Source organism: Pseudomonas sp. GXZC, assembly GCF_026967615.1.
GTDB lineage: Bacteria > Pseudomonadota > Gammaproteobacteria > Pseudomonadales > Pseudomonadaceae > Aquipseudomonas > Aquipseudomonas azotoformans_A.
Genome location: NZ_CP114115.1, coordinates 2071971 through 2092074 on the forward strand (window position 1 = coordinate 2071971; position 20104 = coordinate 2092074).

The 20104-nt window shown below is 53.4% G+C and carries 19 protein-coding genes; 16 read left to right on the top strand and 3 right to left on the bottom strand.

All coding sequences use genetic code 11. The features are described 5' to 3' along the window. Positions 1-279 precede the first annotated feature (279 nt). From OZ428_RS09890 to OZ428_RS09945, 12 genes are all read left to right on the top strand, one after another. Positions 280-1656, top strand: a complete 1377-nt coding sequence (locus OZ428_RS09890) for a UbiA family prenyltransferase (RefSeq protein ID WP_269134167.1) — start codon at positions 280-282, stop codon at positions 1654-1656. Beyond that, complete coding sequence (locus OZ428_RS09895; protein WP_269133249.1) at positions 1653-2963, top strand: FAD-binding oxidoreductase; 1311 nt, start codon at positions 1653-1655, stop codon at positions 2961-2963. Before OZ428_RS09890 ends, OZ428_RS09895 begins: the two co-directional genes overlap by 4 nt. Next, positions 2960-3700 (top strand): SDR family oxidoreductase, encoded by a 741-nt coding sequence (locus tag OZ428_RS09900; protein WP_269133250.1) that lies wholly within the window; start codon positions 2960-2962, stop codon positions 3698-3700. The genes OZ428_RS09895 and OZ428_RS09900 overlap by 4 nt, the downstream gene beginning before the upstream one ends. A 99-nt stretch (positions 3701-3799) precedes the next feature. After that, positions 3800-6094 carry a hypothetical protein gene (locus tag OZ428_RS09905; RefSeq protein ID WP_269133251.1) on the top strand — a complete coding sequence of 765 codons (2295 nt, stop codon included), beginning with the start codon at positions 3800-3802 and terminating at the stop codon, positions 6092-6094. After that, a complete protein-coding gene (locus OZ428_RS09910) occupies positions 6091-7023 on the top strand; it encodes an NAD-dependent epimerase/dehydratase family protein (protein ID WP_269133252.1) in 933 nt (310 codons plus the stop codon). The genes OZ428_RS09905 and OZ428_RS09910 overlap by 4 nt, the downstream gene beginning before the upstream one ends. Positions 7024-7025: 2 nt before the next feature. Then, entirely contained in the window at positions 7026-8312 is a 1287-nt protein-coding gene (locus OZ428_RS09915; protein WP_269133253.1) for an NAD(P)/FAD-dependent oxidoreductase, read from the top strand. Then, a complete protein-coding gene (locus OZ428_RS09920; protein WP_269133254.1) occupies positions 8309-8710 on the top strand; it encodes a GtrA family protein in 402 nt (133 codons plus the stop codon). The genes OZ428_RS09915 and OZ428_RS09920 overlap by 4 nt, the downstream gene beginning before the upstream one ends. 254 nt (positions 8711-8964) lie before the next feature. Beyond that, the gene (locus tag OZ428_RS09925) at positions 8965-10959 is read left to right on the top strand and encodes a polysaccharide biosynthesis protein (protein ID WP_269133255.1); all 1995 of its coding nucleotides are present in this window, start codon (positions 8965-8967) and stop codon (positions 10957-10959) included. Positions 10960-11078: 119 nt separating this feature from the next. Continuing rightward, positions 11079-12146 carry a hypothetical protein gene (locus OZ428_RS09930; RefSeq protein WP_269133256.1) on the top strand — a complete coding sequence of 356 codons (1068 nt, stop codon included), beginning with the start codon at positions 11079-11081 and terminating at the stop codon, positions 12144-12146. A 156-nt stretch (positions 12147-12302) separates the two neighbouring features. Continuing rightward, on the top strand, positions 12303-13007 hold the full coding sequence (locus OZ428_RS09935; RefSeq protein ID WP_269133257.1) for an NAD-dependent epimerase/dehydratase family protein: 705 nt from the start codon (positions 12303-12305) through the stop codon (positions 13005-13007). Then, positions 13004-13612 carry an HAD family hydrolase gene (locus OZ428_RS09940; protein WP_269133258.1) on the top strand — a complete coding sequence of 203 codons (609 nt, stop codon included), beginning with the start codon at positions 13004-13006 and terminating at the stop codon, positions 13610-13612. Before OZ428_RS09935 ends, OZ428_RS09940 begins: the two co-directional genes overlap by 4 nt. Positions 13613-13790: 178 nt before the next feature. Then, a complete protein-coding gene (locus OZ428_RS09945; protein ID WP_269133259.1) occupies positions 13791-14123 on the top strand; it encodes a ComEA family DNA-binding protein in 333 nt (110 codons plus the stop codon). An 18-nt stretch (positions 14124-14141) separates the two neighbouring features. On the opposite strand, the gene OZ428_RS09950 is transcribed toward OZ428_RS09945, so the two are convergent. Continuing rightward, positions 14142-14720 carry a TetR/AcrR family transcriptional regulator gene (locus OZ428_RS09950; protein ID WP_269133260.1) on the bottom strand — a complete coding sequence of 193 codons (579 nt, stop codon included), beginning with the start codon at positions 14718-14720 and terminating at the stop codon, positions 14142-14144. A gap of 120 nt (positions 14721-14840) precedes the next feature. On the opposite strand from OZ428_RS09950, the gene OZ428_RS09955 reads away from it, so the two are divergent. Beyond that, the gene (locus OZ428_RS09955; protein WP_269133261.1) at positions 14841-15482 is read left to right on the top strand and encodes a GntR family transcriptional regulator; all 642 of its coding nucleotides are present in this window, start codon (positions 14841-14843) and stop codon (positions 15480-15482) included. Positions 15483-15497: 15 nt separating this feature from the next. Beyond that, positions 15498-16346, top strand: coding sequence for an urea carboxylase-associated family protein (locus OZ428_RS09960; protein WP_269133262.1), 849 nt, complete (start codon positions 15498-15500; stop codon positions 16344-16346). Between the two features lie 8 nt (positions 16347-16354). On the opposite strand, the gene OZ428_RS09965 is transcribed toward OZ428_RS09960, so the two are convergent. Then, positions 16355-16522, bottom strand: a complete 168-nt coding sequence (locus tag OZ428_RS09965; protein WP_003172675.1) for a DUF2897 family protein — start codon at positions 16520-16522, stop codon at positions 16355-16357. 112 nt (positions 16523-16634) lie between these two features. After that, positions 16635-17999: an ethanolamine permease gene (gene eat, locus OZ428_RS09970; protein WP_038844515.1), complete on the bottom strand. Its 1365-nt coding sequence runs from the start codon at positions 17997-17999 to the stop codon at positions 16635-16637. A 310-nt stretch (positions 18000-18309) separates the two neighbouring features. Here eat and kdpF point away from each other — a divergent pair, with 310 nt between their 5' ends. Together kdpF and kdpA are read left to right on the top strand one after the other, a co-directional pair. Then, positions 18310-18399 carry a K(+)-transporting ATPase subunit F gene (gene kdpF, locus OZ428_RS09975; RefSeq protein WP_003218754.1) on the top strand — a complete coding sequence of 30 codons (90 nt, stop codon included), beginning with the start codon at positions 18310-18312 and terminating at the stop codon, positions 18397-18399. A gap of 9 nt (positions 18400-18408) precedes the next feature. Beyond that, the gene (kdpA, locus tag OZ428_RS09980) at positions 18409-20103 is read left to right on the top strand and encodes a potassium-transporting ATPase subunit KdpA (RefSeq protein WP_269133263.1); all 1695 of its coding nucleotides are present in this window, start codon (positions 18409-18411) and stop codon (positions 20101-20103) included. Position 20104 lies beyond the last annotated feature (1 nt).

The window sequence follows — 20104 nt, forward strand, 5'->3', positions numbered from 1 at the left end:
CGCACAGGAGTCGATGACAACACACCTGTGCGTGCTCATGGAGGGGCTTTTCTAAGGCCGCAAGGAGGCAATAACTATCCGAATACTTGGGGGCATGTTAGTTTTCGCGCACGCGATCACCTGATGGACTCTCGTTAACCGCGTTTTTAGATTTCTACTGTTTGGATTCACTTTGTTGGTGCAGTCCGCTGTCTGGCCAACCCTCAGGAACCAGCTATTTTGGACCCCCTCAATCCCCCTCTTGTTGTTGACCTCGACGGAACGCTGCTCCGCTCTGACATGTTGCTGGAAACCGGCATGGCGTTTATACGGAACCAGCCCACGAAGCTGTTTAGTCCCCTTCGCTGGTTGCTTAAAGGAAAAGCAGCTCTCAAGGAAGGCCTGGCGTTAGGTGCACATATTGACGTGAGCACCCTACCTTACGACCCCGTCGTGATCGATTTGATCAAGGCGGAGCGTTCCTCCGGCCGTACCATTGTCTTGGCAACGGCGAGTCATCATTCGTTGGCTGACCGGATCGCGGAACACTTGCAGCTATTCGACCTTGTTTTGGCAACCGATGCTGATCGTAACCTGTCTGCCGAAAGCAAGCGCGACGTCTTGGTTGACCTGTACGGTGAGGGCGGTTTCGATTACTTGGGCAACTCCCTGGATGACCTGGCGGTATGGCGTGTTTCGCGCAAAGCCTACCTTGTGAATCCAGAGGCGCGTGTCGAACCGCGGGCGAGGGCGCACGGAAACGTCGAACAGGTCATCGTCACCAACCGCACCGGCTTCAGGGATTGGCTTAAGGCCTTACGCCTTCACCAGTGGATGAAAAATGCGCTCATTTTCGTGCCATTGTTGGCTGCACATCAACTGACCAATTTGGCGTTGCTATGGCAAGGCGTCCTCGCGTTTGTGTTTTTTGGGCTATGTGCCTCAAGTGTGTATCTGCTCAACGATCTGCTCGATCTGGCGGATGATCGCCACCACAAAACCAAACGCCACCGGCCTTTTGCTTCGGGAAGGTTATCGATAGGAACTGGGATTTTCACGTTTCCTTTGCTCCTGGCTGCGGCGTTTGGTGGCGCTGCGATTCTACTGCCTTGGAGTTTCAGCGGAACGCTGGTGGCTTACTATATTCTGACCCTCGTCTATTCGCTGTATCTGAAACGCCAGATGGCAGTGGATGTCATTGCCCTTGCGGCGCTCTACACGCTACGAATCATTGCAGGCGCAGCTGCGTTCGGCTTGGAGTTGACGTTCTGGGTATTGGCCTTCTCCATGTTCATGTTCATGTTCCTGAGCCTGGCGTTGGTCAAGCGCTACGCCGAACTGCATGAAGCACGGGCTCACGGCCGTACGGAAAAGACACGTGGACGGGGTTACTATCCCGCAGACTTGGAGATGATTTCCTCCTTGGGCGCATCCTCTGGCTACCTGTCAGTGATGGTTCTGGCGTTATATATCCATGACCAGGCGACCACGATTCTGTACTCCCACCCTCAAGTGATCTGGTTGGCCTGCCCCCTCCTGCTTTTCTGGGTGACGCGTGTTTGGATGCTGACCCATCGTGGCCAAATGCATGATGATCCGGTGGTCTTTGCGATCCGTGATCGGGTCAGCCTTGTAGTGGGGGCTTTGTTCTGCCTGGTTTTTTGGGTGGCAGCGTGAGCGAACCACTCTACTCCTGGGGGAATTTCCCTGATAAACCGCAATCGGGTCACTCTTCAAATTGGCGCGGTGATTTGCCTCAGCTGATGGAGCGAGTCAGAGGGGCGCATGGTGTTACGTTGCCTTATGGCAATGGTCGGAGCTATGGAGACAGTTGCCTCGCAAGCAGTGATCACGTGTTGCGCATGCGTGGGCTCGATAGGTTTATCGACGCCGACTGGGAGGCTGGGACAGTGTGCGCTGAGGCGGGAATCACCTTGGCGGAAATTTTGGCGATTGCCATCCCGCGTGGTTGGTTTCTTGCGGTAACTCCCGGTACGCAGTTTGTCACGCTTGGTGGCGCAATCGCCAACGATGTCCACGGCAAGAATCATCATGTCCGTGGTACTTTCGGCAAGCATGTCTTGAGCTTCGGCTTGTTGCGAGAAGGACAGTCGATTGTTTGTAGCGCCTCCTCTAATGTGCAACTTTACGGCGCCACAATTGGCGGTTTGGGCCTCACGGGGATTATTTCTTGGGCCTGCATTCAGCTGATTCCTATCCGTGCCAGTCAAATAAACAGTTCTGTCGTAAGGTTCTCCAACCTTGCCGAGTTTTTCTCGCTATCGGCTGAGTTGGATCATCAGCATGAGTACAGCGTCGCTTGGATTGACTGCCTGGCCAAGGGTGCGGATACAGGACGAGGCGTTTTCATTGTCGGAGACCACGCGGACTTTGGCTCTTTGGACGTCGGCACTCGCAGTAAGCTGCGTGTCCCCTTTACGCCACCGCTTTCGTTGATTAACCACCTGTCGCTGCAGGCTTTCAACCAGGCCTACTGGCACGTTCATCCAGATAAACCGAAACATGTTCGTGGCAGCTATGAGCCCTTTTTCTATCCGCTGGATCGCATTTTGCATTGGAACCGTGTGTACGGTCGTCGTGGTTTTCAGCAGTACCAATGCGTAATCCCTGATGCCATTGCTGATGTAGCAATGCACGAGGTACTGGCGACTATCGCGCAAGCGGGGCACGGTTCGTTTTTGGCGGTTCTCAAGCGTTGTGGTGACATCAAGTCCCCGGGCTTGTTGTCGTTCCCATTGCCGGGAGCCTCCCTTGCACTGGACTTCCCGCAAAAGCAGGGTCTTGAAAAGTTGTTTTTGCAGCTTGATCACATTGTCCACGAGGCGGGAGGGCGCTTGTACCCGGCTAAAGACGCGCACATGAGCGGGACTGATTTTCGCCGTGCGTACCCGGCCTGGGAGCAGTTGGAGGCGCTGCGGGATCCATCACTGAATTCTCATTTCTGGAAACGAGTTACCGAATGAAGCGAGTACTGATTATCGGCGCGACCTCGGCTATCGCCAGTGCGTGTGCACGTGCGTGGGCCGAGCAGGGATGCGAGTTTTTTCTTGTTGCTCGAAGCGTTGAAAAGCTTGAGCAAGTCAAGGCGGACCTGACGGCACGTGGGGCGAAAGCGGTTGCCTTTTATTGTATGGACGCGACGGACTTCGCAGCCCATGGTCCTATGCTGGAAAGTTGCATCGCCGCCATGAGGCAGATTGACGTTGCTCTGATCGCCCACGGTACGCTGCCGGACCAGAAAAAGTGTGAGCAAGATGTCGTTGTTGCCCTTGATGAGCTAACCAATAACGGCGTGTCTGTGATTAGCTTGCTAACCGTCCTGGCCAACCAGTTTGAGGTCCAGCGTTGTGGCACCCTGGCGGTCATTTCCTCTGTGGCTGGAGATCGTGGGCGCCCTTCAAACTATCTATACGGCACTGCTAAAGCGGCCGTATCGACATTTTGTGAGGGCTTGCGCGCGCGGATGTTCAATGTGGGGGTGCATGTCATTACCATTAAACCAGGTTTTGTCGATACACCGATGACCCAGGGGCTGGCGTTGCCGAAGTTGTTGGTTGCCGACCCTACGCAAGTGGCAAAGTTAATTCTCAAAGGCATTAATAAGCGGAACAACACACTCTACGTTCCCGGGTTTTGGCGTTTCATCATGTTGATAATAAAGGCAGTTCCCGATTTCGTTTTCAAAAGAACTAACATTTAATAGGTTTCGAGGTAGGAAATGCTTTTAAACTTGGAAGGTAGGCGCTCAGTGCTTTCTGGTACATCGAGAAAATGGGCCGAAATGCTCTCTAGAGCATTTTTGCTGATCGTGCTGGTGTGCGTATTCGTGCCCTTCGATCCCTCCATGCCAACCTATGGTCTTGATGCCTCCTGGGTTTTCGGGATGAACCAGGCGGTATCTCAGGGCCTGCGAATTGGTACCGACGTGATCTTTACGTTTGGACCTTATGCCTCCATTTATACGAGATCCTATCACCCCGCGACTGACACGCTGATGTTACTGGGCAGCTTGTTCTTGGCTATCTCTTGCTGGATCAGCATCCTGTATTTAGTCAGAGGGCGGATCAGTATCGTTTTGGCGCTTTGCGTTCCTGCGTTGCTTAGCGCTCACTCTCGCGATGCGCTGCTTCTGTTCATTCCGCTGTTGGCGGCGCTGGTTGTTTATCGACTCTGTCAGGAAAAACAGGCGTCGGGTCGATTTTATCCAGCGGCCTATGCATTGCTGTTGATCGCTTTTTCGGCTGTTGGTTTGATTCCCATTGTCAAGGGCAGCCTGCTGTTACTTAGCTTCACAATCACGCTTGGCTGCGCGCTTATGTTTTTGCTCAATAAAGAGAAGATGCTTGGGTTGTTTTCTCTGTGCGTGCCGGTTATTTCCCTTATTGTGTTCTGGGTGGCGGCTGGGCAATCTCTCAGCGATCTCGGCAGCTTTTTTATTAACATTGCGCCGATCATCTCCGGTTACACAGAAGCGATGGCGTATTCGGGAAAGAGCCGCGAAATCATAGCGTATGTCCTATGCGCGGCGTTGTTGATGATTTGCACTTTTAAACGTACTAATACGCCTTTTTCCCTGGTGGACTTGTACCTGCCGGGGGTTTATTTCTTATTTTTGTTTATTTCATTCAAGGCAGCATTTGTTCGCCATGACGCTCATGCCTTGACGGGCGCCGTCGCGTTGATTTTTGCAATCTTGACGTTGTCGCTGTTTCGACGGGGGCGGCTCGCTACGGTGACGTTGATTTTATCGGTTGTGACGGCGGGGATGATTTTCGGACGCTATGTGGGGTTCAAATTTTCTGAGGTTGTTAAAATAACCGACTGGGCTTTTGCAGGTACTCAGAAAGGTATCGAAAGACGCCTTTCTGGTGAAAACTGGCCTCAATCGCAGTTTGACGCGCTTCTTGCCTCCTACAAAAAAGACTCTCCTTTACCCTTGTTGCCTGGGCGCAGCGATATCTATTCTTATAATCAGGCAATATTGATCAGCTCTGGTAATACTTGGGCGCCACGGCCGATTATTCAAAGTTACTCTGTTTATACGCCTGACCTTGCAGAGAAAAATCGTGATTATTTACTCGGTAACAGCGCCCCGGATAACATTTTCTTCAAAGTTGAACCCATCGACGGTAGGCTGCCTTCCATGGAAGATGGGGCCAGTTGGCCCGTGCTACTGACGCATTACCGCCCGGTCAAGCACATGAATGATTACTTGCAACTCGAGAAATCATCTGCACAAACGTTTACAGATGTTAAACCTGGCGTTTTTCGCGAATATAAAATGGGTGAAGACGTCGCGTTGGCGAGTACGGATAAAATCCAAGTGGCTCGGATTGTCATCAAGCCTACCTTGATCGGACGGCTGGCAAATATTCTGTTCAAACCCGCTGAGTTAGAGATGTCCGCCACCTTGATGAATGGTGAAGTTCGTACCTATCGCGTCGTTTCGGGGATGTTGAAGTCGGGTGTCGTGATTTCTCCCTTGATAGAAAGTACGGCTGAATTTTCGTATTTATATGAAGGTACTGATCGCCTGCAGGGCAAACGAGTCAAGTCAATCAAGATCTATCAGGAAGGTCGCTCCAGTCGCTCATGGCAGCCGGAGTACACATTGCAGCTAGGCGAGCTAGATGTCGCGCATGATCTTGATCTCTCGGGTGTTTATAACCTGGGCGCATGGGATCGAGAAGTGGACGATTTGCCATTGTTGAAGGCATCGAAATGCGAAGGGGGTATTGATGCCATCGACGGGCAACAAGTGGGTTCTAGTATAAAAGTCGGACGCCTATTATCAGTCACTGGTTGGTTAGCGACCTCGCTGGATGAAGGCACCGTACCGGAGGCAGCCTACATGGTGCTGACGGATGAATCAGGTAAGCGCTCCTTCGTAAAAGGCGCGTCCGTTTCCCGTCCTGATGTTGCCAAGGCTTACAACAAATCAACGTTGGAGCGTGCAGGCTATTCCGTAGCCATCGATACAAAGGATTTGCAGGGGGCGTATACGTTGCAACTGGCAATGAAGACGGCCGGGCACATAGAGGTTTGCCCAGAGTACTCGATTTCCGCGACACTCAATGACCAGGTGGCCCCATGAAGAAAATTATCCTTCCTGGCGGCGCAGGCTTGGTCGGCCAGAATCTTGTTGCTCGCTTAAAAGCGAAAGGGTACTCCAATATTGTTGTGCTGGATAAACACCGAAAAAATATTGAGGTGCTCAAGCAGGTTCAGCCCGATATCACGGTGGAGTACGCCGATTTAGCAGAGGCAGGTGAGTGGCAGCGCCACTTTGCTGGTGCGGATGTTGTAGTGATGTTGCAAGCGCAGATCGGCGGGCTCGAGTATCAGGAGTTTGTGCGTAACAACATTGATGCGACGGCGTTGATTCTAGATGCAATAAAGTCGAACAACGTCCCCAACCTGGTGCATATAAGCTCGTCAGTGGTTGAGTCGGTGGCGGATGACTTTTACACCAGGACCAAGAAAGATCAGGAAAAAATGGTGATTGAGAGCGGCGTGAGTTGCCCTATTCTACGCCCCACACTGATGTTTGGTTGGTTCGACCGGAAACACTTGGGCTGGCTATCACGGTTCATGAAGAAAGTGCCGGTTTTTCCAATACCGGGGCATGGCCGTTATATGCGCCAACCCCTGTATGTCGGTGATTTCAGTAATATCATTATCAGTTGTATTGAGCATGATATTCACGATGGCATTTATAATATTTCAGGTCATGAAAAAATCGATTACATCGATATGATCCGGGTAATCAAAACAGCCACACAGGCGAAAACGCCGATTGTGCGAATTCCGTACGCGTTTTTCTACGCATTGATATGGACGTGGGCACTGTTCGATAAGAACCCACCGTTCACTACCCAGCAGTTAGCGGCTTTGAGTGCGCGCGACGAATTTGAAGTCATCGATTGGCCGGAAATTTTCGGCGTGCCATATACCTCATTTGCTGAGGCAGTGGATGAGACATTTAACGATCCCACCTATGGCAAAGTGGTCTTGGAGTTTTGAGCATGGGGCAGCGAGTTGCAGTGTTGGGTGCTGGGCCAATGGGGCTCGCAGTGGCGTACCAGTTAGCGCGTGATGGTCATACGCCGGTGGTTTTCGAAGCCGATGACCGTGTGGGGGGCATGACCGCGGCATTCGACTTTTCCGGCCTGAGCATCGAGCGCTATTATCATTTTCACTGTATCTCTGACCACGCCTTTCTGACCGTGCTGGATGAGCTGGATTTATCTCATCAGATGCGCTGGGTTGAGACCAAGATGGGTTACTGGTACCAGAACCGCCTTCAGCCTTGGGGTAATCCAATCGCCCTATTGCGGTTTAAAGGGTTGAGCATGATCGCGAAGTTTCGCTATGGCTTGCACGCCTTCCTGTGCACTAAGCGAACTGATTGGAAACCATTGGATAATGTAGAAGCAACGGGCTGGATACGCCGTTGGGTGGGGGCCGAGGCATGGGAAGTCTTATGGCGCCGGTTGTTTGATTACAAGTTCTATGATCATACCGACAATCTTTCTGCCGCTTGGATATGGAGCCGTATCCGTAGAATTGGCCGATCTCGGTACAGTTTGTTCCGTGAAAAGCTTGGCTACCTTGAGGGCGGCTCCGAAACGTTATTGCAAGCACTCAAGCGAGACATCGAAGCCAATGGCGGAGAGATACGCCTGCGGTCTGCGGTTACCAAGGTTTTGATGGACGGCGGGCAGGTTCAAGGCGTTGAGGTGGGCGGGCAGTTTGAATCATTCGACAAGGTCATCAGCACGATTCCTCTGCCGTACGTTCCTCGGGTAATGCCGGACCTGCCTGAGGACATTCTCGAACGCTTCCAAGCGTTGAAAAATGTGGCTGTAGTGTGCGTGATCGCGAAGTTACGCCAACCGCTGACCGAAAATTTTTGGCTTAACACCAATGATCCGGATATGGATATCCCCGGACTGGTTGAGTACAGCAACCTGCGACCATTGGACCAGCATATTGTTTATGTGCCGTTTTATATGCCAGGTGAACATCCCAATTTTTCCGAGCCAGACCAAGCCTTTCTTGACAAAGTTCGACGTTATTTGAAGAAGATTAATCCGGCATTGACCGACAGCGACTTTGTAGAACTTCGTGCAAGCCGTTATCGCTATGCTCAGCCGATTTGTGATCCCGGTTACCTGGACCGACTTCCGCCTGTATCGTTACCCATCAGAGGGCTATGGGTGGCGGATACTTCGTATTACTATCCGGAGGATCGCGGGATATCCGAAAGCATCGATTTTGGCCGAAAGATGGCAAGGGATGCAGTAAAGTGATTCAGCAATTCATGTCTCGCCAGTTCTTGACGTTTCTGTTGACCGGGGGAACGGCGGCGGCTGTCAATTTTGGATCACGAATCGTTTATAGCCTGTGGCTAAGCTTCTCTACGGCAGTGATCCTGGCCTATCTCACCGGGATGGTCACGGCGTTTATTCTCGCCAAGTTGTTTGTGTTCAAAGACACTGAGCAGTCAGTTCATCGGTCGGCAATGTTTTTTGTGCTGGTCAATATCGTAGCAGTCTTACAGACGTGGGGTATTAGCCTGGTGTTGGCATTCCATGTTCTGCCCGCGATGGGCGTACAGCGTTTCGCAGATGAAGTCGCTCACGCAATTGGTGTCGCGGTGCCTGTGTTTTCCAGCTATTGGGGGCACAAACGATGGTCATTTCGCTGATGCGCGGTTTTGAATTCCCTGGCATCGGGCGTCTTCAGGGCGCGTCGGGTGCTTCGGCTAGCTCGGCGGCGCGGGGCTGGCTTCATCACTTCAAGGATGAGGCCATATCAAAGGCAAGGGACGGTATTGAATTACAATGGATACAGCATTTTCATTTTTTGAAGAATTATCGCCAGACTGCGTCAATACGATAGCGTTGAAGGACTGCTCGAAAGCCTATGGTGGGCGAGTTGCACAGGTCATTGAGAAAAAACATGAGTAAGTTACGGGCATATTTGCTGAGTCTACCCCGTCGGAAAAAACGTTTCCTGCAGGTCATTGTCGACATATTTTTGGTGTGGGCTGCATTGTGGATGGCGTTCCTGGTTCGCCTCGGAGTAGACGACCTGACCAATCCGTTGGTGCAACACTCATGGCTTTTTCTCAGTGCGCCGATCGTTGCCATTCCTCTATTCATCCGGTATGGCATGTACCGTGCCGTGATGCGTTATTTTGGCAACGACGCCTTGATTGAAATCATCAAGGCGGTCAGTTTGTCTTCACTGATCCTCGGGATTTTCGTCTATTGGTACAGTAATCACGAGACCGTTGTGCCTCGATCGATCATTTTCAACTATTGGTGGTTGAGTATGATCATGATTGGCGGGTTGCGCCTTGCGATGCGACAGTTTTTTCTCGGTGATTGGTTTACGGCCGCTCAACACATGCCGTTCACGAGTCGCGAAGACGGGTTAACCAAAGTCGCGATTTATGGCGCGGGTGCGGCAGGAAATCAATTGGTAGCAGCCCTGCGCATGGGACGAGTCATGCGACCGGTAGCGTTTATTGACGACGACGCAGGCATTGCTGATCGAGTGATATCCGGGCTGCAGGTCTACAAGCCCAAGCATATCCAGCAAATGATCGAAGCGACGGGTGCCCAGGAAATCCTTTTGGCTATTCCATCATCCAATCGTGGTCGACGCCGAGAGATTCTTGGTCTCCTGGAAGGCTTTCCCTTGCACGTCAGGACGGTTCCGGGGTTCATGGATCTTGCCAGCGGCCGTGTGAAGGTCGACGACATTCAGGAAGTGGACATTGCCGATTTGCTTGGCCGTGATTCCGTACCCGCCCAGGGGGAATTACTTGAACATTGTATCAGGGGGCAAAGCGTCCTCGTGACTGGAGCGGGAGGGTCTATTGGTTCTGAGCTATGTCGACAGATCGTTAATTTACGCCCAACGACACTTTTGCTGTTCGAGCACAGTGAGTTCAACCTGTACAGCATTCTGTCTGAACTCGAACAACGTGTGGCCCGTGAATCGTTGCCCATTCGGTTGTTGCCGATTCTTGGTTCAGTTCGTAACCAAGCCAAGTTATTGGACATTATGAAAGCCTGGCACGTGGATACGGTTTATCACGCAGCCGCCTATAAGCATGTACCGATGGTTGAACACAATATCGCCGAAGGCGTATTGAACAATGTCATCGGTACGCTCTATACCGCTCAAGCTGCGTTACAGGCGGGTGTTTCGAATTTTGTGCTGATCTCTACCGATAAAGCGGTTCGCCCAACGAATGTAATGGGCAGTACCAAGCGCCTTGCCGAACTAACGCTTCAGGCGCTCAGCAGAGAGTTAGCGCCGGTATTGTTTGGAGATAAGTCAAATATTTCCCGGGTGAACAAAACCCGATTCACCATGGTTCGCTTCGGTAATGTGCTGGGCTCCTCCGGCTCAGTGATACCCCTGTTTCACAAGCAGATCAAAGCCGGCGGCCCGTTGACGGTTACCCACCCTAAAATCACCCGTTACTTCATGACCATCCCCGAAGCTGCACAATTAGTCATTCAGGCGGGCTCAATGGGACAAGGGGGGGACGTATTTGTGCTGGATATGGGCGAGCCGGTCAAGATTTTCGAACTGGCCGAGAAAATGGTTCACCTATCTGGCTTCAGTGTCCGCTCCGAGAAAAATCCCCACGGCGATATCGCCATTGAATTTACCGGATTACGCCCGGGCGAGAAGCTCTATGAAGAGTTGCTGATAGGCGACAACGTGGTGTCGACACCGCATCCGATGATTATGAGTGCCAATGAGGATCACTTGGCCTGGGACGTATTGAAGGTCAAGCTGGCCGAATTGGTTGCTGCGGTGGAAGCGGATGATTACCCACGTGTTCGCCAGATGCTCCGCGATACCGTCAGCGGGTACGCGCCTGAGGGGGAGATTGTTGACTGGATACACCAGCAGCGTCGCCTCGAACCGTGACAGTCACATAAACTCAATGCCCTGTAGTGGCGTTGCTTAACTGAATCAGCGCCCGTATAGACGGGTGTACGTAATTGCGCACAGTGAGATAGCTGGTGCCTTGGGAAATGGAGCAGATAATGTCTAAAATATTGATCGCAGGGGCCGGTGGAGCACCTTCTGAAGGCGTGATCAACTCGCTGTTGCGCTCGCAGAAGAAAGAGACTGTGATTGGTATGGGCTCTGAGCCAACCGATCTTGCTCTCTCTGCCGCGAGCAAAAAATTCTATATTCCTTATGCTAACTCCCCTGAATACAAAGCCAAACTTCTGCAACTGCTCAACGCAGAGAAGCCTGACTTAGTGCATTTCCAGAATGACCTGGAGATCTTTCATGCCTCGCTGATTCGCGATGATATTCTCGCGACGGGGACGAAGTTGTTCATGCCCGAACACGAGGTTATTGACACCTGTGTTCATAAGCATAAGTCGTATCTTGCTTTCAAGAATGCTGGTATCCCAGTGCCTGAAAACATGATGATCAATGACGAAGCCGATTTGCGCGCCGCCTTTAAAACGCTGGGTCGAGAAGATGGAAAAATCTGGCTTCGTGCATCGTCGATCGGGGGCGGCGGGAAGGGCGCTATTCCTACTAACGATTTCGACTTGGCGAAGGCTTGGATCAATCACTACAAAGGTTGGGGTGACTTTGTCGCGGCAGAGATGCTGACCCCAAACACCATTACATGGCTGTCCATCTGGCACGAAGGAAAATTGATCGTCGCGCAGTCACGTGAACGTCGCAGTTGGACTCACGGCAACCGAAGCATTTCGGGTGTGACGGGGGTTACCAAAGTAGGGGTAACCTGTGCCAATGATCTGGCTACAGAGATCGCGATAAACAGCGTCAAGGCAGTCTCGGATAAACCCCATGGGATTTTCGGTGTTGACATGGCCTATGATGAAAAGGGTGTTCCTAATCCAACAGAAATAAACATTTCACGCTTCTTTACCACTGTTCTGTTTTTCACTGAGGCCGGTTTGAACCTGCCTGAAATTTTTAAAGACATTGCTTTGTATAATGAGTTTCCGGTGCTTGAGAAAATGGTCAACCCCCTGCCAAATGATTTGATGTGGCTGCGAGGAATGGATACCCAACCGATGCTGACGTCGGCTGAGGGTATTAATGACAAGATCGTCTTCTTATGAAAGTACTGATCACCGGGGTTTCAGGGTTTATCGGGGGGCGTTTGCTTGACCGTGCGATTGAAATATGGGGTAGGGAGAATGTCTTAGCTCTGAGTTCAAAAGCGAATGAAAAGTGTCAAGTGCTAAATTATGACCTAACTTTCGCTTTTGAGTGATGTGAAGATTATTATTCATGCGGGTGCTTTTATTCCAAAGAGTGCTGCGGAGGCGGATGACGTCGAACGTTGTAATCAAAATATACTATTTACTCAGCATTTGTTGGATCTGCCACTCATAGCGCTTGAGAGAATTGTTTATCTTAGTACGGTTGATGTCTATTCGGCCTCGAGTGTGATATGTGAGAAGAGTTATACGCAGCCTACATCACTGTATGGCTGGTCAAAACTCTACTGTGAACAACTCGTCTCGATATATGCACGAAAAAACAATATTTCACGTACTATTTTGCGTATCGGTCATGTTTATGGGCCTGGTGAGGAGAGATACGCTAAATTTTTGCCGAAAGCGATGAAAGCTATAATTTCTGGTAACCCTGTCGAGTTGTATGGCGATGGGACAGAGCTCAGAAGCTTTGTCTATATTGATGATGTGATTGAAGCGATTTTTTCTGCGGTTGAATTGAGTGAAAATATCGGTTTGATTAATGTTGCTGGTGGTCGTTCAATATCCATAAAGGCGTTGCTGAAACACTTAATTGATATAAGTGGTGTCGATGTTGAGGTTTTGTCTCGTGAGTTTCATGGGGTGAAGAGAGATCTTGTTTTTGATACTCGGCTTATGAATGATAAGTTGCTTCCTGTTGAAAAAGACTTTTTAGTGGCGCTAAGAGAAGAATATGATTATTTTGTGAGGGTGAAATGAATATCATATTTGATCTCGACGGAACCCTGATCGACTCTAAACAGCGGTTGTACCAATTGTTCCAAAGATTGGTCCCTGTTTCCAAGTTGACATTCGATCAATATTGGGGCTTTAAGCATAACAGGCTGTCGAATGAGCTGATATTGTCGACTGAGTTTGGTTACAGTGATAATGATATTCAGCGCTTCGTTCAGTCTTGGATGGGGTTGATTGAAAGTGCTGAATTCCTGTCGATGGATTCCAATTTCGACGGTGTAAAAGAAACCCTTGTTAGGCTAAGTGCTCAAGCGCGGCTGCATGTTTGTACTGCCCGCCAATCACGGGAGTCTGCCGTGACTCAGTTGGAATCGCTTGGGCTGTTGAATTACTTTGAACGTTTGATGGTGACTGAGCAGAAGTATTCTAAAGAGTTCATTATCGGACGCGAAGTTTCTTACCTGACGGGTGAGGATTGGCTTATTGGTGATACCGGTTCTGATATCAAGGTCGCCCAGTCCCTGGGTATTAATTCCTGCGCGGTGCTGTCCGGATTCATGAGTCATGACGTGCTAGTCGGCTATGAGCCGACACGTATCATTGATTCGGTTGTGCAGTTCGCCTTGTAATATTTAGGCACTGTTTTGTTGGTATGGGCAATTGAGATGACGTTACATCTCGCTGTACGAGATTTTGATTAATACTCTGTAACGTACCCATTTTTGATTCTTCGTATATATCGCCTAACTTAGGAAAGCAGCTTCGGAAAAGCTGCTTTCCTCTTATCGATGTCATGGAGCGTCACGAATGCAGAACACCTATCTCACTTCCCTGATTTTTGCCTTTCTCACCACCGTCTCCGCCACCGCCACCGCTGCCCCGCCCATCAAGCCCGAAGCCCCGACCCCCATCACCGTGCAGATGTCCAAAACTGAACAATCCGCCAAGGTCAATCTTAACGCCGCCGACGCCGAAACCCTGCGCCGTGACCTCTTCGGCATAGGCGCCTCCAAAGCCAAGGCCATCGTCGCCTACCGTGAAAGTAATGGCCCATTCACGGCGGTAGACGAATTGTTGGAAGTGAAGGGGATCGGCAAGGCGCTGCTGGAGAAGAACCGCGATCGGCTGGCAATCAACTAAGCCAATAGGAGAGGCCGGTCACTGACCGGCTTTTTCATCTTCTGAAACCCGGCTTTTCAAGCCATCCCGAACCACTTCCATGATTCGCATCGCCAGCGCCTTGTCTTCGACACTCCGAGCAAGTACCAGGGCTCCCACCAATGTCGACATCATCACCAAACCTTGTGCATCGCTCCGACCATCCGCCAAGGCCGCTTCAATCTGCCTGACCCGTGCACCGAGCACCGCGTCCGTCGTTGCACTGTGCTGGCCTCTAAGCCCCAGTTCTGAGGACATGGTGGGCAGCGGGCAACCTTGATCGGGGGAGGTCAGGTGCCACTCCGACAGGTAGCTGTCAATAAACGCTTCCAGTGGCCGCTCCTGACTGAACAGCATCTCGCAGTGTGTATCCAGCTCTGCCGCAGCAGCCTGCAGCGCCTTCTCTACCAGTTCGTCCTTTGACTTGAAGTGCGCGTAAAACCCGCCATGCGTGAGATTCAGCGCTTTCATCAATGGCTGTAGGCCCGTAGCGCCGATGCCGTCGCGGCGAAAGCGTACGGAGGCTTCCTTGATGATGCGTTGGTGGGTCTGGGCTTTGTGGTCGGGTGAATAACGCATAGGACGGCCTCGGTTACAGGCTGGCATTTTAACCAACTTGAGCCTTTTTACACGCATGCGCGTTGGCATGAAACGTGATTACCTCTAGGTGGAAGATTGTTCAACAATCATGAGGTGTTCATGACGCTCAGGTCTTTAGCCGACCAGATCGCCCTTGAGCTTCGCGCCGATATCATCGGTGGGCGGCTGTTGCCTGGGATGCCGTTGGTCGAGGTAGAACTGGTGAAGGCTTACAGCGCCTCGCGCAATACCATCCGTGAAGCGTTGCATCGCCTGGGCCAGGAAGGGCTGACGCGGTATGTGCGTAATAAAGGGGTTATGGTCCGGCGGCTGGAGCGAGAGGAGGTGCGTGATTTATTTGTAGTTCGCCGCACCCTGGAGCTGCAGGCCATTGCCCAAAGCGGTCCTCTGACAGAGGCTCAGTCCGGGCGTATGCAAAACGCGATCGACGCGACCACCCTGGCCCGTGAGCGCGAAGATTGGCGCGCTGTGGCCACCCATAGCCTGGTGTTTCACCAACAGATTGTCGCGCTGATGCGCAGCCCGTTGTTCGACGAGTTTTTTGCCCAGGTCATCGCCCAACTGCGTTTGGTGTTTTGCGCCGCGCCTGATGAGCAGCGTTTTCAATCGCCGTGGTTGGAGCGCGACCGTGAGATTTTCACCTTATTGGTCCGGCAGGATAAACCGGCGGCAGGCGAGGCGATGGGCCTGTACCTGGATGATTCGGAGCACCTGTCATTGGCCTTGTTTAACCACCCCTGATCGAGGATCTGCATCATGTACAAAGACTATCCGGCGGCTTACCAGGTCAGTAAAGGTTCGGCGTTGCAGGTCGACACGGCGTTTTACGAGCACATTCGTGACCGAAAAGATCAGCGCAGGCTGGTTGAGCAGTTTGAGGTGCCGATTCGCACGGGCCGGGCGTGGAAGGTGCCTGCCGGGCATGTGTTCCGTGTGACCACGCCGGTCGGCCCGCAGGTGGGCGACTTCAACGTGTGGAATGCTAACGACCCTCGCGAGCGCTTGTGGGCGGCCCGTACGCGCCAGTTGCAGGGGGCGCATGTCAGTACCCATGACCGGTTATGGTCGAACCTCCCATTCCTGCGGCCTCTGGTGACGATCACTGACGACAGTTTGGCCAGCTACGGTATAGACGAACATGGCGGGCGCTTGCACGACTTGCTGGGTACACGTTGCGATCCCTACGTGAACCGCATGCTCACTGGCGAAGACTTCCACCACCATTGCCATTCGAACTTGACCCGTGCGGTGTTGCCCCACGGTCTGACGGAATTCGACGTGCATGACGTGCTGAATATTTTCCAGTGCACCGGCCTCAATCATGACGATATGTATTTCATGAAGGCTTGCCCGGCGCAGAAGGGCGATTACCTGGAGTTCTTTGCCGAGATTGATTTGCTGTGCGCGCTGTCGACGTGCCCCGGTGGGGATCTGTCTTTGCCGATGTGGGGGCCGGAGGCGCAGGACCCGCTGACGGTGTGTCGTCCGCTGGGAGTCGAGATCTACAAGCTGGAGGATGAGTTGCTGAACGGCTGGAGCCAGCCGGAACGTGCTGCCTACAAGGGGCAGCACGGGTTGCATATTGCCAAGGCGGCTTGGGAGTAGCCCAAGTTTCAGCGATCCTGCGCATCCTTGGCATCCGCCTGGGCGTTGCGCTCGGCCACGCGCTTGCGTTGTTCGTCGGTGAGTTCGACTTTGTTGGCGCTGTCTCGCAGCATCATCAACCCACCGACGATCGATCCGATCGCAACTACCATAATCAACCACGCATACCACGGCATAAGGCGCTCCTTGAGGCAGATTGCCGTGGGAGAACTTTCCCACGGGAATAACTGCTTTGAGTGACGGGCTTTCTTACTAGTTCAGTGTAGGCCCGTTCTGCCTCTCAGTAGATCAGAGCCCGGTCAACATCGCATCCGCCGGTGCATCGGCACGGTCTTGCGCAGTCATCTGGAAGTAGGCAAACCCCACCGCCATGAAGCCCAGGAAGATCAATCCGATCAGTGCGTTGAACCAGGCCATGGCCACCAGGCACACCACCGCCAGTACCAACGCAATGCCCGGCACGATGGGGTAACCCGGTGCGCGGAAGGTACGTTCCAGCAACGGTTCGCTTTTACGCAGTTTGAACAGGCTGAGCATGCTCATGATGTACATCACAATGGCGCCAAACACCGCCATGGTGATCATTGCGGCGGTCAGCGTCATGCCGCCCAGGTTGATCAGGCCGTCGCTATAGATCGCCGCGATGCCCACCACGCCCCCGGCGATAATTGCCCGGTGCGGTGTCTGAAACCGCGACAGTTTGGCGAGGAAAGACGGCAGGTAGCCGGCGCGGGCCAGGGCAAAGAACTGGCGCGAGTAGCCAAGGATAATGCCGTGGAAACTTGCCACCAGGCCAAACAGGCCGATCCATACCAGCATATGCAGCCAGCCAGAGCTGTCACCCACCACGGTCTTCATGGCTTGTGGCAAGGGGTCGTTGATGTTGGACAGGGTGCGCCAGTCGCCCACGCCGCCTGCAAAGAACATTACGCCCATGGCCAGGATCACCAGGGTCAGAATGCCGCTGATGTAGGCCTTTGGAATGGTGCGCTTAGGATCTTTCGCTTCTTCAGCCGCCATGGCTGCGCCTTCGATGGCGAGGAAGAACCAGATAGCGAAAGGAATCGCGGCAAACATGCCGGCAATCGCGGGTGCGCCAAAGGTGTCTGAGCCGGCCCAGCCGTTCAGGGCGAAGTTGCTGAAGCTGAAGGCAGGCGCCACGACGCCCATGAACACCAGCAGCTCGGCGACGGCGAGCACACATACCACCAGTTCAAAGGTGGCGGCGAGTTTTACGCCGAGGATGTTCAGGCCCATGAACACGATGTAGGCCCCGACGGCCGCGTGTTTCGGGTCCAGTGCCGGAAACTGCACATTCAGATAGGCGCCGATGGCCAAGGCGATCGCCGGCGGTGCGAAGACAAATTCGATCAAGGTTGCGAGCCCGGCGATCAGTCCGCCTTTTTCACCAAAAGCGCGACGGCTGTAGGCAAAAGGCCCTCCAGCGTGAGGAATCGCGGTGGTCAGTTCGGTGAAACTGAAGATGAAGCAGGTGTACATCGCAGCGACCATCAATGAGGTCACCAGAAAGCCCAGCGTCCCGGCCACGCCCCAGCCATAGCTCCAGCCGAAGTATTCGCCGGAAATCACCAGCCCGACGGCGATGCCCCATAAATGCAGCGTGCCCAAAGTGGGTTTGAGTTGTGTGTTCATTGTGTTGCTCTCCCTGAACCGTGTGGAATGATTCAAGGTGTTGCAGCGGCTATGCCAGGATGGGAATCATTGTCGTAAAGCCGCGCAACTGTCGCCAAGGGAACGGTTCTGCGTTTGAATTCGCATCGCCTTGCACCAGATCAGGGCGAGTCCTACCGCAAGTGCGCATAAATCCCCCTGTAAACCCCGCATAAACCCACTCTTTACGCCGTCTTTACGCCCTGCCTGCTCCCTCGCTCTCGTTCCTTTACGCCACTCCTGCCGACAATTGCCCCACACGCGGCACTCGCCGCTAAACGGAGAGACTTCCATGAGCGTTCTGGACGGGGTGTCACTGCTATTGGCCGTGGCGCTGTTCATTTATCTGCTGGTTGCGCTGTTACGCGCGGATCGGAACTAGGAGCGGGCCATGCACAGTTATGACTATTGGCTGATCATTGCCTTCTTTGCGGTGGTGTTGGTGCCAGCCCCGTTCCTGGGGCGGTTCTATTACAAAGTGATGGAAGGGCAGCGCACCTGGCTCACGCCGGTATTTGGCCCGGTAGAACGCGCCTGTTATCGCTTGTCGGGCGTGGACGAGCATCAAGAACAAAGCTGGCAGAAGTACATGCTGGCCTTGCTTGCGTTCAACCTCGCAGGCTTTTTGCTGTTGTTCGCGATCCTGCTGTTCCAGGGCTACCTCCCACTGAACCCGCAGAAATTGCCGGGGCAGGAATGGACGTTAGCCTTCAACACCGCGGTCAGTTTCATGACCAACACCAACTGGCAGTCCTACAGCGGTGAGGCATCCCTGAGCTACCTCAGCCAGATGGCGGGCCTGACCGTGCAGAACTTCGTCAGTGCGGCCACAGGTCTGGCAGTACTGGTCGCGTTGTGCCGTGGGATCGGTCGCAAATCCACCAAGACTTTGGGTAACTTCTGGGTCGATATGACCCGCGCTACCCTCTACGGCCTGCTGCCGTTGTGCCTGGTACTGGCGTTGTTCCTGGTATGGCAGGGCGTGCCGCAAACCTTCGCTCACTACGTGGATGCCGTGACGATGCAAGGTGTGGATCAAGTGATCCCCCTGGGCCCGGCGGCCAGCCAGATTGCGATCAAGCAATTGGGCACCAACGGCGGTGGCTTCTTCGGCGTCAACTCGGCGCATCCGTTTGAAGACCCGACTGCCTGGGCCAACCTGTTCGAGTTGGCGGCGATCATCCTGATTCCGGTGGCGCTGGTGTTCACCTTCGGCCATTACGTGAAGGACCTGCGCCAGAGCCGCGCGATCCTCGGCTGCATGCTGGCACTGTTCCTGATCGGCGGCGCGACCTCGCTGTGGGCCGAATACCAACCCAATCCGACCCTGAACAACCCGGCCGTGGAACAAACCGCGCCGCTGGAAGGCAAGGAAGCGCGCTTTGGCACCACCGGTACGGTGTTGTGGTCGGTGACCACGACGGCGGCATCCAACGGTTCGGTCAACGGCATGCAGGACAGCCTCAACCCCCTCAGCGGCATGGTTGCGCTGGTCAACATGATGGTCGGCGAAGTGATCTTCGGCGGCGTCGGCGCCGGTATGTACGGCATGTTGCTCAACGTGTTGATCGCGGTGTTCCTCGCGGGCCTGATGATCGGCCGTACACCCGAATACCTGGGCAAGAAGTTGCAGGCCAAGGAAGTGCAATTACTGGTGGTGACCTTGCTGGTGATGCCGGTTGGCGTGCTGGTCCTCGGTGCCATCGCCGCGAGCCTGCCTGGCCCGGCCGGTGCTATCAGCAACCCCGGCCCTCACGGTTTCAGCCAATTGCTCTATGCCTACACCTCGGCCAGTGCCAACAACGGCTCGGCGTTTGGTGGCTTCAGCGCCAACACGCCGTTCCACAATCTGATGCTGGGCCTGGGCATGTTGATCGGTCGCTTCGGCTACATCCTCCCGGTACTGGCCCTGGCCGGCAGCCTGGCGATGAAGAAGACCGCACCGATTGGCCAGAACAGCTTCCCGACCCATGGCCCGCTGTTCGTGACCCTGTTGACCGTGACCATTTTGCTGGTGGGCGGCCTGACCTTCCTGCCGACGCTGGCACTGGGCCCAATTGCTGAACACTTGAGCATGGGCTTCTAAG

What these genes read in the sequence shown, in the direction of transcription:
- OZ428_RS09890 (WP_269134167.1), top strand. Translation starts at nt 280, where the DNA reads ATGTTGCTGGAAACCGGCATGGCGTTTATACGGAACCAGCCCACGAAG.
- kdpA (WP_269133263.1), top strand. Translation starts at nt 18,409, where the DNA reads ATGCACAGTTATGACTATTGGCTGATCATTGCCTTCTTTGCGGTGGTG.
- OZ428_RS09945 (WP_269133259.1), top strand. Translation starts at nt 13,791, where the DNA reads ATGCAGAACACCTATCTCACTTCCCTGATTTTTGCCTTTCTCACCACC.
- OZ428_RS09915 (WP_269133253.1), top strand. Translation starts at nt 7,026, where the DNA reads ATGGGGCAGCGAGTTGCAGTGTTGGGTGCTGGGCCAATGGGGCTCGCA.
- OZ428_RS09900 (WP_269133250.1), top strand. Translation starts at nt 2,960, where the DNA reads ATGAAGCGAGTACTGATTATCGGCGCGACCTCGGCTATCGCCAGTGCG.
- OZ428_RS09940 (WP_269133258.1), top strand. Translation starts at nt 13,004, where the DNA reads ATGAATATCATATTTGATCTCGACGGAACCCTGATCGACTCTAAACAG.
- eat (WP_038844515.1), bottom strand. Translation starts at nt 17,999, where the DNA reads ATGAACACACAACTCAAACCCACTTTGGGCACGCTGCATTTATGGGGC.
- kdpF (WP_003218754.1), top strand. Translation starts at nt 18,310, where the DNA reads ATGAGCGTTCTGGACGGGGTGTCACTGCTATTGGCCGTGGCGCTGTTC.
- OZ428_RS09955 (WP_269133261.1), top strand. Translation starts at nt 14,841, where the DNA reads ATGACGCTCAGGTCTTTAGCCGACCAGATCGCCCTTGAGCTTCGCGCC.
- OZ428_RS09965 (WP_003172675.1), bottom strand. Translation starts at nt 16,522, where the DNA reads ATGCCGTGGTATGCGTGGTTGATTATGGTAGTTGCGATCGGATCGATC.
- OZ428_RS09960 (WP_269133262.1), top strand. Translation starts at nt 15,498, where the DNA reads ATGTACAAAGACTATCCGGCGGCTTACCAGGTCAGTAAAGGTTCGGCG.
- OZ428_RS09925 (WP_269133255.1), top strand. Translation starts at nt 8,965, where the DNA reads ATGAGTAAGTTACGGGCATATTTGCTGAGTCTACCCCGTCGGAAAAAA.
- OZ428_RS09910 (WP_269133252.1), top strand. Translation starts at nt 6,091, where the DNA reads ATGAAGAAAATTATCCTTCCTGGCGGCGCAGGCTTGGTCGGCCAGAAT.
- OZ428_RS09950 (WP_269133260.1), bottom strand. Translation starts at nt 14,720, where the DNA reads ATGCGTTATTCACCCGACCACAAAGCCCAGACCCACCAACGCATCATC.
- OZ428_RS09930 (WP_269133256.1), top strand. Translation starts at nt 11,079, where the DNA reads ATGTCTAAAATATTGATCGCAGGGGCCGGTGGAGCACCTTCTGAAGGC.